Genomic DNA, 14,234 nt, shown 5'->3' with positions numbered 1-14,234 from the left:
CTTTGCGTAGAGAATGAAGTGCGTTATTACGCAAATCAAGGTTTATTGGAGTCTACAATGCGCTTTTTGGGAAAGAAAATATTGGTGACGGGTGCCGCGTCTGGAATTGGGCGCGCGACCGCGATCCGTTTCGCTTCCGAAGGCGCAGAGGTCACAATCGGCGATATCAATGAGGCAGGTCTTCGGGAAACGGCGGAAATGATGGAGGGTCCCGCCCGCATCCAGCCTTTCGATGCTGCCGATACCGATAGTTGCCGCGCGCTGGTCGCCGCCGCTGCGACCGATGGTCTCGATGTCCTGTGCAACATCTCAGGCATGCTTAAATGGGGACCGAGCATTGATTTTGCCGTCGAAGATTTTGAACGAATTTTGAAGATCAACACCACGAGTGTTTTCGTGCTGTGCCAGGCAGCGCTGCCGCATCTGATCAAAAGCAAGGGCAATATCGTCAACACCGCGTCAACAGCGGCGCTGCAGGGCATCGCCTATACTATCGCTTATTCGGCTTCCAAGCACGGCGTTGCAGCGATCACAAAAGGGCTGGCGATTGAGTTCGCGTCAAAAGGCGTGCGGGTCAACGCGATTTGCCCCGGACACGTTAACACGCCTATGGGCAATTCGGCTCCACCGGCAGGAGATGTTAATTGGGACCTGGTGATGCGCAACGCGCCCAAGCTGGAAAATGGCAGTTGTGAGCCAGAAGATATAGCCGCACTTTTCGCCTATCTGGCAAGTGATGAAGCACGCAAAATTACCGGATCGCTGTTCACGATAGATGGCGGTCAACTGGCAGGATAAAGAGAGGGTATCGGAGAGGGAAATGAGCACCATAGAACTGGAAAAAATGTCGGAACATGTCGGCACCGAAATCTTGGGTATCGACCTGAATAGGGCGAGTGACGCCGACATCGAAACCATCAAGGCCGAACTGGCCAATCGCGGGCTGGTCGTGTTCCGTGACCAGAATCTGGACGAGCAAGCGCATATCGATTTTGCGAAGCGTATCGGCCCGATCGTTGTTAACAATTATTTCCCGGAAAATGGGAAATTCCCCGAAATTGCCGAAGTGCGCAAAGCGGAAACGCAATTGGCGAACATTGGCGGCGGTTGGCATACCGACCATAGTTATGACCAGATCCCGGCAATGGGATCGATCCTCGTTGCACGCGAACTGCCACCGGTTGGCGGCGACACACTGTTCGCCAGCATGGCCGCAGCCTATGAATCGCTTTCGGATGGGCTCAAAAAAACGCTCGAAAGCCTTCGTGCGGTTCATACCGCCGATCATATTTACGGACCACAAGGTTTCCTCAGCAATTCCGATCAGGGGGCTGACCTCAAAGGCCGGGACCTGAAGACGCTGGCAATCCATCCGGCGGTCATCCGGCATCCCGTCACAGGGCAGAAGCTTCTCTATGTCAATTCAGCTTTCACGACGCATTTCGAAGGCTGGACCCGTGACGAAAGCCTTGTCCTTCTCAACTATCTCTATGCAATTGGCATGCAGGAAGAATTCCAGTGTCGGCTGCAGTGGCAGCCGGGGACGGTTGCTATGTGGGACAACCGTTCGACCTGGCATTATGCATTGAATGACTATCATGGCCACCGGCGCCTTATGCACCGGATTACCATAGATGGTGTACCGATCAGCTAAGGCCTAGCAAGGCGCAGGCCGCTTCACTGCCATCAAGGGGAGCATTGACCCGCCGACGGACTTGCCACCCTTGTTCGCCGCGCTCCAATTCCCACCGGTTGGCAGAAACACGCCAGACTTCAAAGCCTGCATCGGTGTGGCGAAAGACAACGCTGTGGCCGCGCGCAATCGCAAAGTCATTCTGCAGTTCAATCGCCACCGGACCAAGAAGGTGCGCGCACCCGGCACGCATCAACTGCCGATGCAGATCGCTTTCGACAAGGCCGGCTATGGCGGCCCGGCCTTTCGCATCGGTCATGCCGCCAACGCTGTAGCTGCCGTCTTCTGTCCAAAGCGCAGCAACGCGGTCGCTGTCTCCGCTATCGACCAGGGGGCCGTAGTGCGCGATCAGATCGCGGATTGCTTCCTTGTCCTCAAGGATGCGCAGCCGCGCTTCAAGACTGGCCGGCATAAATGCCTTCCGCGCGCGCCTTTAATGCGATTGCGCTGTCGTCAAAGGCGCGCTTGATCCACGGACCGGCGAAACGGAATACATGAATGCCGTTGGCCCCCAGAAAAGCGTCGGTCGAATAGTATCGGCAGCCAGCCGGACCCGTAGCCTCAATGACCTGGTCGCGCCTGGCCGGGTAAGGCCAGAAATCAAGATTGGGAAATTCCCAGCTTAGGAGTTTTTCCGGTTCAAATCCGCAGATATACTCCAGATTGGGGACGGTAGGCCCGCCAGCTGTTGCATAGTTGATCAGTGTCATTTCGATCGGATCGCCCATTTTCAGCGTTGAAACGGCGCGGATACAGAAAGGATTCCACTCATTATAGCGGGGCAGATCGGTCAAAATATCCCATACAATTTTGGCCGGGGCATGGATTTCGACCGTTTCCGAACGGGTAACCGCATCCGGGTTAAAACCGAACACCGGGTCTTCTTCATGGCTTTTTGCAGCTTTCATCCAGTCGAGCATATGTCCTCCCATTTTACAATGCGCGCGCGCGGCAATGGATGCTCGCTGGCACCCGCCCAGCGCAGTAACGCCGTGCCTTCGCTATGGCCGCAGGTGTCGATCCAGTTTCCGACGCCGGGGTCGCGAGCCGCACAGATAATCCTGGCGCTGCCGTCATTCTCCAGCTTTACGCTGTGCTTGTTTACGGTGACTTGGCGGAAACGATAGTCGAAGCTTTCCATCCACCAATTGTCGAGCTGGAAATTCCAGTAGTAGCATTCCGGCGGCGTGACTTCGATTACCCAGGCCTCGTCCGGTCCGATCCGCCAATAGCTGTGGGCATAATAGATGTCCTTTGCTCCGCCCCCTTTTTGGAACATTGACTGGTCGATAGCGGCGAAATGGTTCGGATGCTCACGAAACAAACGCGTCCAGTCCGAAAAGGTGGAGGCGATACCACGCACAAATTGCGCGGAGGTCGCAAGCCCCGCAGAAATCTTTTCTGCAGTCAGCGGGGATGGTACGACTGGTCCGTTCAGCCGTTCGATCCGAAACTCGCCGCCCCGCTCCTGCGCGCGATCCAGTGCCGATTGCCGCAGAACGATGACGCTGGCATCGGGCTCAAGGCGCAGCCAGTTTTTGGGCTGAGGGTTGCACGAGGCAATGATTTCCACCTCTCCATCCGGTCCCCATTCGATATCACCGTCCAGCAATTGCCCGGTGGCATGCGCGCTGCCATCGATGTGGTAGCGCATCGCATTGGCGACTATCGAGAAATAGAACATCGATCCACGCCTGCCGGTAATGCGATAATCGCAATCCCCCCTTATCGATGCATTCCAATAAATATTATCCGGATTGTCCGCGCCGATCTTTGCCGTTTCGTGGCTGAGCTTGTAGAAAAAGGGGAAGTCCGGATCAGAAGCCTCGACATATTGCTCAAGGGCCAGTTTCGTAAGGCGCGAGAGATAACGAAATCCTTCGGCGCGAATGATCGGGTCGTCCGGTATATCGGGTGCAAGTATGATGTCCCCCGCAACGGCGAGTTTGCCGCAGAAATCACGCCATGCTTGTGCGGGATCCGGGGCCGGGTCGTCAGTCACGCCGCAACCCAGTCGCCACCATTCACATCCAGCATCGCTCCCGTTACCTCGCTGGCATAGTCCGACAGAAGGAAATAGACGGCCTTGGCGCAGTCGGCGTCGACAGGAATATGACCGACGGGAATTTCAGAGGCGCGCTGCTTGCGGAACGCATTCCCGCCTTCGCCCATGCTGGCGAAAAACTGCTGCAGCGGAACACCGTCCATCCAGCCCATCAGCGCTGTGTTAACACGAATACCGGTTCCGCCGAGCTCGACCGCCAATTGGCGCGACAGCTGGTTCAACGCCGACTTGGCCATCGCATAGCCCCCTTCGCCGGGCATAGGTTTTCGTGTGGCAAGGGTTGAAATATTGACGATGCTTCCCGAGCCTTGCGCCTTCATCGTTGGGATAACAGCCTGCGCCATACGCAATCCGCCGACGGCTACAACGTCGAGAACTTGGGTCAACTGGTCGATCGAATGCGCCTCCAGATTGGCCCAATCGGGATGGTAATAGGCCGAATGGACCATACCGTCGATATGACCCCATTTATCGAGTGCCGCCTTGGCAAGGGCATTGCAATCGTCGACGCTGGTCACATCGCAGCGCACGGCAATGGCTTCGCCGCCCTTTGCACCGATTTCGGCGACGATCGCTTCGATTGCGTCGACCGAGCGTGCCGAAACCACTACCTTTGCGCCTTCCGCCGCCGCCCCCTTGCACAGCGCTTGGCCCATGCCAGGCCCTGCCCCGGTGACGATCACAACCTTGTCTTTCAGGATCATTGCAGCCTCTTCTTCCCAGTTTCTTTTATGTGAGATATTTATCGTGATAGTCCGCAAAATCGGAACTGATCCCCTCGCCGGTCAGCCCGAAGTCGGCCGCGGAATATTTGTGCACCGGGCGCGTTTCGCGGGAGTTTTCATGAATAGTGCGTTGCATCGCCTTCTGGTCTTCATCGTCAACATCGACTCCGAGCGCTCTGAATAGACGCATCCCGGTACCGTGCGGGTCACTCACCGTATCTTCATACCGCACATCGATGATCTGGCCGTTCGGCAATCGTCGACGGACGCTCTCCAGCCGGGCAAGGCCGTCACGGAACCGTTTCGTCCAGTGGGCGCCTTGTTCTTCCTTGCGGTAGTTTGTTGAACTATTGATCGATAAAGACGCACACATGCTGCAATAGCTTGGCAACACTTGCGCAACATTACGGTGTGTCATCACCAGTTTGACGTCAGGCCAGACCTTCAGAAGTCCATCGAGAGCGCCCAGCACATAATGCGGGGTCTTGAACACCCACGGCCGCCGGACCTCGCCCCGCGCCACCCGCTGATGCTGGATCGCTTGCATGAAACGATACAGGTCTCGGATAGCCGGTTCATGATCCTGTTCGGCTTGCCAATGACCATAGGCGTGAATCGGCATCATGGAATCATAGGTGGTCGACAGGAATGTGCGATCGAGCAAAACCACTTCCTCGTTGATCGCCATCGCATCCATTGGATCGATACTCTCAAAATCGGGCCATTCGTTTAGCAGCCAGTCGACCATGTCTTTCGCCGCCTTTTGCCGGGGGGCGGGATCATTCAATGTTTCACCTGCCATCGGAAAAGGAAATGCGGTTTCCCACCACCACAAGGCGTTGAATTTGGTGGAAGATGCCAAAAGCCGGTGAACCATGGTCGACCCTGTTCGCGGCAGCCCGATTATCGCGCAGGCGAGCTCGATTTCCTCGCCCGCTGCATCCGGATAATCCTTGAAATATTGTTCCAGCATAAGCCGGTCGCAAAGCGCACCCTGAATACGTGCGCCCGCGCTGCTCTCGGGCGACAACAGGCCGGCATCGAGGTTCACATACTCCACCAGCTTTCGAAGGTGGGAGACGAACCATTCGTCGCCGAAATCATCCAATCCTGTCTGTTCGCGCGCATTTTGCAAAAGGGCATCGACAGACAGGTCCTTTGTCATCCCCGCGCTGCTCCCAAGCCGGCCTGCCGTCCGAAAAAGGTGCAATCGGCAAGGCTCAGGCCCGAACTATATCCATGCCCCCATGCCGGCAGTCCACTGGTACAGCGCCCGGCAGCGAAAAGACCGGGGATCGGTTTTCCACTTCTGTCGAGGACCTCTGCATGGGCAGATGTGCGCAATCCACCAAGTGTGAAGAAGCTGAAGTAGCTCGTCTGAAAATTGAGCTCCAGCGCAACAAACGGCCCTTGATCCAGTGGTGTCAGGATAGGTGGCTTCTTGTCGAAAAGAGGATCGCGGCCTTCCTTCGCATGGGCATTATATACAGCCATGGTAGTCGAAAGCGTATACGCCGGCAGGCCCAATTCAGCCTCGACTTCTTCCCAACTATCCCCTGTTCCGGCGATGTCGATCCGGGCAAAATCCATGGGCTGGACAAAATGGGCCACGTCGAGCAGCAGGTAAACCTTGCCCCCTGGCTGATCCACGGCACAACGGCTAACCCGCCCGTGATAGCAGTCCTCGTTGATGAAACGTTGACCCTGCGCATTCACAAAGACGCCATAAGCGTGGCTTTCCGGCATCGTCCATGGACAGGTCGTGAAGAACTGCTCCATATGGATTGCATCGCCACCCGCACCGACGCCAAGTTCGATCCCCGACCCGTCATCCTTGTCACCGATGGGGTCATTTATCCGGAACGTTTCGGGGCAATATTTACGACGCATGGCTTCATTCATGACGAAGCCGCCGGTTGCAAGCACGACGCCCCGTCTTGCCTTTACGAACCGGTTCTGTCCGTCAATGCGAACCACCACGCCTACAATCCTATCGCTGTCGCGGATCAGCGCCAAGGCGCGTGCATCGGGGATGATCTCCACGCCCTTTGATCGAGCGGATGCCTCCAGCACGTCGACCAGCGGGCGGCCACCTCCCCATCCCATATGCTGTATGACATGACCCCGCGGTGCCGGTTTGGCGATATTGCAAAAGGGCGCGGCCGCTTCGCTACCGGACCAGATCAGCGTCGAATCGTCTGTCGGCTCGATATGCTTTCCCGGAAGGTAATTTCCCCGGTAGGGTACACCTTGAGCCTTGAGCCAGGTATAGTGGTTCAACGCCTCTCGCCCGTAATGCTCACATTTGGCTTCATCAACGCACGGCCCGCCCGCCGCTTTCAGATAGGCGATGAAATCTTCAGTGCTGTCCTCAAATCCGGCGGCGCGCTGGGCATCGGTGCCGCCATTGCCGCCAATATATATTTCCCCGCCTGAAAGACCGGAGGCACCACCACTTCCGGAATTTCTTTCGAACAGCATTACCTTCGCACCCGCATCTGCGGCTTCGATCGCGGCGCAGGCTCCTGTCGCGCCAAACCCGATGATGGCGACATCGGTTTCATGGTCCCACGCCGTCACTTCACTGGCAGGATAGGGGTCGTGCAAAGAGATTTCAGCCATTGCGTGCCTTCAAAAGGTCGAGAGCAACATCGACGATCATATCCTCCTGACCGCCGACCATCTTGCGCCGGCCAAGTTCGACAAGGATTTCACGGGTGTCGAGGCCATAGTCATTGGCCGCCTTTTCGGCATGACGCAGAAAGCTTGAATAGACGCCCGCATATCCCAGACTTAATGTTTCGCGATCGACGCGCACAGGCCGGTCTTGCAATGGACGCACCAGATCTTCTGCTGCATCCATGAGCTTCATCACATCACATCCATGATTCCAGCCCTTGCGGTCGACTGCAGCGATAAAGACCTCAAGCGGAGCATTGCCAGCACCTGCTCCCATACCAGCCAGACTGGCATCAATGCGTACTGCCCCGCATTGCGCGGCTACAATGCTGTTCGCAGCGCCGAGCGAGAGATTGTGATGCGCATGCATACCGCGCTGCGTCTCCGGCTTGAGCACACGATCATAGGCTTCAAAACGCGCACGCACGCCATCCATGTCGAGCGCGCCGCCACTGTCGGTGACATAGACGCACTGCACGCCATAGCTTTCCATCAGCAGGGCCTGTGCGGCCAGTTGTTCAGGCTCGATCATGTGGCTCATCATCAGGAAGCCCGACACATCCATGCCGAGATCACGCGCAATGCCGATATGCTGCTTCGAAACATCAGCCTCTGTGCAATGCGTGGCCACACGCACCGATCGCACGCCAAGATCATACGCACGCCGCAACTCGTCTACGGTGCCGACACCTGGAAGGATCAGGGTAGTGAGAATGCTGTGAGTCAGCACATCGGCAACCGCCTCCAGCCATTCCCAGTCGGTATGTGCACCGAAACCATAGTTGAAACTGAGCCCGTTCAAGCCATCGCCATGCGCGACCTCGATTGCGTCAACACCCGCTTCATCAAGCGCCTTGGCAATGGCGCGGACGTGGTCAATGCCATACATGTGCCGGATGGCATGCATCCCGTCACGCAGCGTAACGTCCTGAATGTAAAGTTTGTGCCCGGCTTCGACGTTGAATTGCGTGTTCATGCTGCCTGCCCCTCCGCATCCATACGACGCGCCGCGAGCAGCTCCCCGGTGGCTTTTGCAGCCGCCGTCATGATATCGAGATTGCCCGAATAGGGCGGCAGATAATCGCCAGCGCCCTCGACCTCGAGCATGATCATCGACTTGATCCCGCAAAATTCGCCAAGCCCGGGAATTTTCAGCGGATTGTTGTCGCCGAACCGTTCGAACTGGACATCCTGTTTCAGCCGGTATCCGGGAACATATTTCTGCACCTCGGCAACCATTTGGTTTACCGAGGCGCGGATGGCCTCTTCGTCGGCGCCTTCGGAAAGGGTGAAAACCGTATCGCGCATGATCATCGGCGGTTCGGCCGGATTAAGGATGATGATGGCTTTACCCTTGGACGCACCGCCAACCACTTCAATCGCCCGCGCAGTGGTGCGGGTAAATTCGTCGATGTTGGCACGCGTTCCAGGTCCTGCCGAGCGTGAGGAAACCGAGGCGACGATCTCGGCATAATGCACCTTGTCCGATACCCGCGCGACCGCCGCGACCATGGGGATAGTTGCCTGCCCACCGCACGTCACCATGTTGACATTGGGCTGATCAAGATGTGCCTCCATATTGACCGGAGGCACAGTGAATGGGCCGATTGCGGCCGGTGTCAGATCTACGACCTGTATACCGTCGGCGCGAAGCGCGGCGTCATGGTCTTTGTGCGCGTAGGCGCTGGTTGCGTCAAAGGCGATCCCGATTTCGGAATAGCAAGGCAGCTTTTTCAAACCTTCTATTCCTTCGTGCGTCGTAGCGATTCCATGGTCGCGGGCCATTGCCAGCCCCTCCGACGCCGGATCTATTCCAACTACCGCTGCCAGTTCCATATTTTGCGGATATTTGATCATCTTCATCATCAGATCGGTCCCGATATTACCCGAGCCGATGATTGCCGCTTTGACGCGTTTCACTCTGTTTTCCTTACACAAATCGTGCACTGCACGTCCCAACGCCGTGCAATGTCATTTCAAATAGATCACCTTTGGCCGCTGGCTCCAAGGGTACGAGCGAGCCGGACAGGATGATGTCACCCGCATCCAGAGTAACCCCATAAGCACCCAGAGTATTGGCAAGCCATGCGACCGCCTGAGCAGGATCGCCCTGCACCGCACTGCCATATCCTTCTGAGAGCGGGGCACCGTTTTTGGTAACGGTGACATGCAATGACGGCAGATCATGGTCGCGCGGATCAGCTTTTGCCTCGCCCAATATGAAAACCCCACAACTCGCATTGTCGGCAACGGTATCGACAATTGAGATTTTCCAGTCACGGATCCGGCTATCCACGATTTCGAAACAAGGAGCGATATAATCGGTGGCGGCAATCACCTGCTCTGCGGTTATCCCCGGCCCAGCCAGACCCTCTTTCAAAACAAACGCGATTTCGGCCTCGGCGCGCGGCGCGATCAAGGCTTTTGCGTCAATATCGATGTCGCCTTTGATATGCATCCAATCGGTTAGAAAACCGAAATCGGGCTGGTGCACACCCAGCATATCCTGCACGGCCTTTGAGGTAACGCCAATCTTCTTTCCAACCACACGTTCTCCGTCCTTGCGGCGCAAGGCCAGGAATTCGAGGCTGATTGCATAGGCATCATCAATGGAAAGAGACGGATCCTGCTCGATCAATGGTGCCAGCGTCCGGCGATCCCGTAACGCTGCATAGAGTGCCGAACCATATCGGTTTGGGATACTCACAGATATCCTCCGTCCTGATAAATCAATGGATCAACCCCGTCACTGACCTTTGCCGAAAGAACGCGGGCGATGACGATGCTGTGGGTTCCGTAGGCGAGCATTGCGTCGATTACACAATCCAGATTGGCCTGCGCGTCTTCAAGCTGGGGCAGGCCGCCCGAACCTTCGATCCAGGAGCCGACAGAAAATCGCTCCTCTCGCGGGGTCCCGCCCCCGAAGGCCGCCGAGACATTTTTCTGGTTCCGGGCAAGCAGGTTTATCGATAGCGGCGCAGTCGGAACGAGCAGCGCATGCAGGCTGGTTGTACGGTTGATGCACACCAGCACAGCCGGTGGATCGGCGGTCAATGATGTAATTGATGTTGCGGCAATGCCGACAGGACCTTCATCACCCTTTGCAACGACAATCGAAACCGACGCTGCCAGCCTGCGCATCGCCGCGCGAAACTGGGCGGGCAACTCTTCGGGTATCAACGGATAACCATCAGCCACGCAGAAACTCGATCGAGTGGCGGTTAAATTCATCGGCCCGTTCGACCTGGACCCAATGTCCAACATGATTGAACGTCATGGTTCGGACATCGCAACCCGCCGTGAGGAAATGCCGGGCTCCGCTTTCAGGGCAGAATTCATCCTGAAGGCCCCACAAAACAAGAATAGGCTGACCGAGTTCGCCCAGACGCGGACCGAGATTTGGCGTTCGCATACGTGCCAGCACATCTTTGGGCTGGGTCCGCGCCACTGCAAATCGCTCCTGCACAAGGGCGTCTGGAATTTTCGGCGCAAAGCTCGGATGGACAAGATTGGATACAAGACGACGCTGCTCATCCAGATTGAAATCCGGACTGCCAAAGCCGGACACCATTTTCGCTATGCCCGGCATGGTAAAATAGCTGGCCTGTTCTTCAATGCATCCCGGGGCCATCAACACCAGCTTTTCGGCCATCTCGGGGTGATCAAGCGTCATTTGAATAGCGACACCACCACCCAGCGAATTACCGATAAGCGACGCCTTCTTTACGCCATGCGCCTGCAACGCCTCGTACAGCGTATCTGTGAACAGCTGCAGCGTATAATCGATCCCTTCGGGTTTCGAAGAGGCGCCATAGCCGATCAGGTCAGGAAGGATGACCCGATAACCCGCCTCGACAAATACAGGCCAATTATCGCGAAAATTGGAAGCACCCGAAGCCCCGGGCCCGCTGCCGTGGATAAACACGACAACGGGCCCTGCCCCCGCTTCGGCGATCCGGATATCGTAGCCCCCTGCTACGGAATAGGTCGCCGTCGAAAGCTCTGTCATAGCGGTCAGCCTTAGAGAAATGTAAACGCCGGCTCTTCGCCGAGCAACGTACCAATGACGTCCGCCGTCCGATTGGCCGGGTCATTAGCAACGTGCGCACGACCGGCATGCAGATCGAGCCATGGCTGGATAATATCGCTGGTCATATAGATGGCGCGGCCTCCCAAAAGCTTCACGATGTCGTCGACGAGATCTGCAAGCCTGCGTACGACATTGCTGGATTGGTAGGTGAAAAAGGCGCGCTTTTGCATCGGTATGGGCTCCCCGCGCTCGGCATAACCGATCAGCTCTTCAAATGTCAGGCGCAGCGTCGTTTCCATTTCGCTCTTTTCCGATATCGCACGCGCCAGAGCCGCATGAAGAATAGGGTCTGCCTTTGATGCTTTACCGGTGTTGGTCGACACTCGATCCTGCATGATTGCCATTCCGGCATTTATTGCGGCCTGCGCCCCTCCAAATGCGGCAGTCGAGACCGAACGGGTAAAGACCTGAGCCCAGGGCAATTTGTAAAGCGGTCCGTCATTTGCGGCCTGCCCCGGATTTTGGCACAGAAAGCCATCGACCGCGCGATGGGTGCGATATTCCGGAACAAAGGCATCATCGACAATGATATCGTGACTGCCCGTTCCCTGAAGACCGAATACATGCCAGGCATCTTCACCAATCGTGTAGTCGCTGCGCGGCAGCAAAAATGTCCGCATATCGGGAGGTCCGGAACCCGGCACATCATCCGGCCAAACGAGCGCGCCAAGCAATACCCAGCCGCAATGCACCGATCCTGTTGAAAAGCCCCAATGGCCGGAAAGGCGGAAACCGCCTTCGACCTGTGTTACCTTGCCGACGGGCTGATAGGTCGAGGCGACGAGCATCGACGGGTCGGTTCCCCAGACCTCCTGCTGCGCCTGGTCATGGAACAGCGCAAGTTCATAGGGGTGGCAACCAAGGACACCGTACATCCAGCCGGTCGACATGCATCCTTCCGCAAGCGCCTTTTGCACATCGAAAAACACATTGGGGTGCATTTCATACCCGCCCCAACGCTTGGGCTGCAGGATATGGAAAAAGCCTGCTTCCTGCATTTCGGCAATCGTCTCTTTCGGCACATTACGCTGCGCCGTGCATTGTTTGGCACGTGACTTCAGCGTCGGAATCATGGCCTTTGCACGAGCTACCAACTCGTCGGCTGAAGGAATCGGACCGGGTCGGCCCTGCATGGCGACAACGGTTGCCATTTGCGTTTCTCCCGAGGTTTGGCGACTCAAACCATATTGAGACGCGACATTCGTAAATTTTTTTGTCATTAAATACGCAAATCGTCAATTGAAAACCGCTTTCGCTTTCGATACGAGTAAAAATGACATGTCAGATATGATGAAATCGAGGATCGACCTATCCGGGCAGGTGGCCATTGTCACAGGTGGCACCCGCGGGCTTGGCCGCGTTATAGCAGCGCGGCTGGCAGAAGCGGGCTGCAAGGTCGCGATTTGCGGGAGAAACGCACCCGAATCATTGCCGGATAACGTCCGGTTTACCGCATGCGATATTCGCGATCCCGAACAGGTAAAGATCTTTGTCGACTCGGTGGCAGGCGAGCATGGCCGAATCGATATCCTGATCAACAATGCCGGCGGGTCACCGCCGCATGACGCCGCTACTGCATCACCCCGTTTCGTAGATGCTCTTGTCAAACTCAACCTTCTCGCACCGCTATACGTTGCGCAGGCGGCTTATCCACACATGCTTAAGGGCGGAAGCGGCAGCATTGTGAACATAGCCAGCGTATCCGGTGCAAGACCCTCGCCCGGGACAGCGATTTATGGGGCCTCGAAAGCAGGTCTTCTCAATCTTACACAGAGCCTCGCTCAGGAATGGGGCAAAGACAAAATTCGGGTCAACGCCATCATCGCAGGCCTGATGACGACCGAGAATGCCGATGCGACCTATGGCAATGCCGAGGCGCAGGCGAAGGTAGGCGCATCGATGCCGTTGGGCAGAATGGGAACGGGCGACGACATTGCCGGCGCCGTTCTTTGGCTATGTTCCGATCTCGCCCAATGGGTCAGCGGCGCGCGTCTGCAAGTCGATGGCGGTGGCGAACGCCCTTATTTTCTAGATCTTGTGAAAGGAGGCTGAGCGATGGGGGTTAAGGCGCTTGGCTATGTAGTCATTGAAACTGCGCAGCCGGAAAAGTGGGACCATTTCCTGACGCAAATCGCTGGAGTGATGCGTGCACCCGATGCCGCGGACGGCGCTGCGTTATACAGGATCGACCAAAGGCCGTTCCGGTTCAGGATTGAACGATCAACGCGCGATTGGTTCAAGCTAGCCGGTTACGAGGTAAGCGATGGGAACGCGCTAGAAACGCTGGCGTCCGCCATCCGCACCTCCGGGCGTCCGGTCGACGAGTTCTCGGCCCAGGATTGCGTTTCGCGCGGTGTTGCAGCCGGTTTCAGGACCAGCGACCCCGCAGGAAATGGCCTTGAGTTTTTCCATGGCGACAGCCGTGCGGATACGCCGTTCATTTCCCCTATTGGCGTGCCGGATTTCGTCACCGGGGAAATGGGAATGGGGCATGCGGTATTTTCCGCACCCAATTTTCAGGAAGTCCTGGCCTTTCATCGCGATGTCGTGGGCTTTCATGAAACCGACATGCCCGCCTTCCACCTGATGGGTCCGGAAGCGCCGCCTATGCATTTCGCCTTCCTGCACGCCGATAACGGGCGGCATCATAGCATCGCGTTTGGCGAAGGGCCGATCCCGCCCTCGGGCGCGGTCCATATCATGCTGGAATATCCGAATCTGGTTGAGGTAGGCAAAGCACATGATCGAATGAAGCAATTTGGCTACGCCGAATCCGCGACTTTTGGACAGCATTTCAACGATCAAACCGTGGGCTTCTATGTTCAGACACCGTCCGGTTTCGATCTGGAGCTCGGCTGTGACAGTCTCGTGATCGATCCGGCGAATTGGCAAGTGACCCGGCATGAAGGCATCAGCATTTGGGGCCATGAATGGGCCTGGCAAAAGGCGATGAAAGACCAGCAAGCGCAGGCCGCGGAATGA

Annotated in this window: 16 protein-coding genes; 4 read left to right on the top strand and 12 right to left on the bottom strand. The window is 56.7% G+C overall.

From position 1 onward, the window contains the following. The first annotated feature begins 57 nt into the window (after nucleotides 1-57). On the top strand, nucleotides 58-798 hold the full coding sequence (locus tag FOM92_RS15380; protein WP_143777682.1) for an SDR family NAD(P)-dependent oxidoreductase: 741 nt from the start codon (nucleotides 58-60) through the stop codon (nucleotides 796-798). Between the two features lie 22 nt (nucleotides 799-820). Next, nucleotides 821-1,654, top strand: a complete 834-nt coding sequence (locus FOM92_RS15375; RefSeq protein ID WP_143777681.1) for a TauD/TfdA dioxygenase family protein — start codon at nucleotides 821-823, stop codon at nucleotides 1,652-1,654. On the opposite strand, the gene FOM92_RS15370 is transcribed toward FOM92_RS15375, so the two are convergent. From FOM92_RS15370 to FOM92_RS15315, 12 genes are read right to left on the bottom strand one after another with little or no spacing between them, the layout of a single operon-like run. Continuing rightward, nucleotides 1,647-2,105 (bottom strand): nuclear transport factor 2 family protein, encoded by a 459-nt coding sequence (locus FOM92_RS15370; RefSeq protein ID WP_143777680.1) that lies wholly within the window; start codon nucleotides 2,103-2,105, stop codon nucleotides 1,647-1,649. The genes FOM92_RS15375 and FOM92_RS15370 overlap by 8 nt on opposite strands. Next, nucleotides 2,089-2,613 (bottom strand): SRPBCC domain-containing protein, encoded by a 525-nt coding sequence (locus FOM92_RS15365; protein ID WP_211347425.1) that lies wholly within the window; start codon nucleotides 2,611-2,613, stop codon nucleotides 2,089-2,091. The genes FOM92_RS15370 and FOM92_RS15365 overlap by 17 nt, the downstream gene beginning before the upstream one ends. Then, the gene (locus tag FOM92_RS15360) at nucleotides 2,598-3,695 is read right to left on the bottom strand and encodes a DUF1214 domain-containing protein (protein ID WP_143777679.1); all 1,098 of its coding nucleotides are present in this window, start codon (nucleotides 3,693-3,695) and stop codon (nucleotides 2,598-2,600) included. Before FOM92_RS15360 ends, FOM92_RS15365 begins: the two co-directional genes overlap by 16 nt. Next, nucleotides 3,692-4,462, bottom strand: coding sequence for an SDR family oxidoreductase (locus tag FOM92_RS15355; protein WP_143777678.1), 771 nt, complete (start codon nucleotides 4,460-4,462; stop codon nucleotides 3,692-3,694). Before FOM92_RS15355 ends, FOM92_RS15360 begins: the two co-directional genes overlap by 4 nt. Before the next feature lie 25 nt (nucleotides 4,463-4,487). After that, nucleotides 4,488-5,648 (bottom strand): sulfotransferase family protein, encoded by a 1,161-nt coding sequence (locus FOM92_RS15350; protein ID WP_143777677.1) that lies wholly within the window; start codon nucleotides 5,646-5,648, stop codon nucleotides 4,488-4,490. After that, on the bottom strand, nucleotides 5,645-7,105 hold the full coding sequence (locus tag FOM92_RS15345) for an FAD-dependent oxidoreductase (RefSeq protein WP_143777676.1): 1,461 nt from the start codon (nucleotides 7,103-7,105) through the stop codon (nucleotides 5,645-5,647). The genes FOM92_RS15350 and FOM92_RS15345 overlap by 4 nt, the downstream gene beginning before the upstream one ends. Beyond that, the gene (dmpG, locus tag FOM92_RS15340; RefSeq protein WP_143777675.1) at nucleotides 7,098-8,138 is read right to left on the bottom strand and encodes a 4-hydroxy-2-oxovalerate aldolase; all 1,041 of its coding nucleotides are present in this window, start codon (nucleotides 8,136-8,138) and stop codon (nucleotides 7,098-7,100) included. The genes FOM92_RS15345 and dmpG overlap by 8 nt, the downstream gene beginning before the upstream one ends. Further along, a complete protein-coding gene (locus tag FOM92_RS15335; RefSeq protein ID WP_143777674.1) occupies nucleotides 8,135-9,082 on the bottom strand; it encodes an acetaldehyde dehydrogenase (acetylating) in 948 nt (315 codons plus the stop codon). The genes dmpG and FOM92_RS15335 overlap by 4 nt, the downstream gene beginning before the upstream one ends. 10 nt (nucleotides 9,083-9,092) lie before the next feature. Further along, entirely contained in the window at nucleotides 9,093-9,869 is a 777-nt protein-coding gene (locus tag FOM92_RS15330; RefSeq protein WP_143777673.1) for a fumarylacetoacetate hydrolase family protein, read from the bottom strand. Continuing rightward, on the bottom strand, nucleotides 9,866-10,360 hold the full coding sequence (locus tag FOM92_RS15325; RefSeq protein WP_211347424.1) for a flavin reductase family protein: 495 nt from the start codon (nucleotides 10,358-10,360) through the stop codon (nucleotides 9,866-9,868). Before FOM92_RS15325 ends, FOM92_RS15330 begins: the two co-directional genes overlap by 4 nt. Beyond that, nucleotides 10,353-11,171 (bottom strand): alpha/beta fold hydrolase, encoded by an 819-nt coding sequence (locus FOM92_RS15320; protein WP_143777671.1) that lies wholly within the window; start codon nucleotides 11,169-11,171, stop codon nucleotides 10,353-10,355. Before FOM92_RS15320 ends, FOM92_RS15325 begins: the two co-directional genes overlap by 8 nt. 11 nt (nucleotides 11,172-11,182) lie before the next feature. Further along, nucleotides 11,183-12,403: an acyl-CoA dehydrogenase family protein gene (locus tag FOM92_RS15315; RefSeq protein ID WP_143777670.1), complete on the bottom strand. Its 1,221-nt coding sequence runs from the start codon at nucleotides 12,401-12,403 to the stop codon at nucleotides 11,183-11,185. Between the two features lie 136 nt (nucleotides 12,404-12,539). On the opposite strand from FOM92_RS15315, the gene FOM92_RS15310 reads away from it, so the two are divergent. Next, on the top strand, nucleotides 12,540-13,304 hold the full coding sequence (locus FOM92_RS15310; protein WP_143777669.1) for an SDR family oxidoreductase: 765 nt from the start codon (nucleotides 12,540-12,542) through the stop codon (nucleotides 13,302-13,304). A gap of 3 nt (nucleotides 13,305-13,307) precedes the next feature. Then, nucleotides 13,308-14,234 carry a VOC family protein gene (locus FOM92_RS15305; protein ID WP_143777668.1) on the top strand — a complete coding sequence of 309 codons (927 nt, stop codon included), beginning with the start codon at nucleotides 13,308-13,310 and terminating at the stop codon, nucleotides 14,232-14,234.

The sequence above is a fragment of the Sphingorhabdus contaminans genome, from assembly GCF_007280415.1.
In the GTDB taxonomy this organism is placed as follows: Bacteria; Pseudomonadota; Alphaproteobacteria; order Sphingomonadales; family Sphingomonadaceae; genus Sphingorhabdus_B; species Sphingorhabdus_B contaminans.
This window is presented reverse-complemented; position numbering and strand designations above follow the sequence as displayed.

What these genes read in the sequence shown, in the direction of transcription:
- FOM92_RS15320 (WP_143777671.1), bottom strand. Translation starts at nt 11,171, where the DNA reads ATGACAGAGCTTTCGACGGCGACCTATTCCGTAGCAGGGGGCTACGAT.
- FOM92_RS15315 (WP_143777670.1), bottom strand. Translation starts at nt 12,403, where the DNA reads ATGGCAACCGTTGTCGCCATGCAGGGCCGACCCGGTCCGATTCCTTCA.
- FOM92_RS15345 (WP_143777676.1), bottom strand. Translation starts at nt 7,105, where the DNA reads ATGGCTGAAATCTCTTTGCACGACCCCTATCCTGCCAGTGAAGTGACG.
- FOM92_RS15355 (WP_143777678.1), bottom strand. Translation starts at nt 4,462, where the DNA reads ATGATCCTGAAAGACAAGGTTGTGATCGTCACCGGGGCAGGGCCTGGC.
- FOM92_RS15380 (WP_143777682.1), top strand. Translation starts at nt 58, where the DNA reads ATGCGCTTTTTGGGAAAGAAAATATTGGTGACGGGTGCCGCGTCTGGA.
- FOM92_RS15365 (WP_211347425.1), bottom strand. Translation starts at nt 2,613, where the DNA reads ATGCTCGACTGGATGAAAGCTGCAAAAAGCCATGAAGAAGACCCGGTG.
- FOM92_RS15370 (WP_143777680.1), bottom strand. Translation starts at nt 2,105, where the DNA reads ATGCCGGCCAGTCTTGAAGCGCGGCTGCGCATCCTTGAGGACAAGGAA.
- FOM92_RS15305 (WP_143777668.1), top strand. Translation starts at nt 13,308, where the DNA reads ATGGGGGTTAAGGCGCTTGGCTATGTAGTCATTGAAACTGCGCAGCCG.
- FOM92_RS15375 (WP_143777681.1), top strand. Translation starts at nt 821, where the DNA reads ATGAGCACCATAGAACTGGAAAAAATGTCGGAACATGTCGGCACCGAA.
- dmpG (WP_143777675.1), bottom strand. Translation starts at nt 8,138, where the DNA reads ATGAACACGCAATTCAACGTCGAAGCCGGGCACAAACTTTACATTCAG.
- FOM92_RS15350 (WP_143777677.1), bottom strand. Translation starts at nt 5,648, where the DNA reads ATGACAAAGGACCTGTCTGTCGATGCCCTTTTGCAAAATGCGCGCGAA.
- FOM92_RS15310 (WP_143777669.1), top strand. Translation starts at nt 12,540, where the DNA reads ATGATGAAATCGAGGATCGACCTATCCGGGCAGGTGGCCATTGTCACA.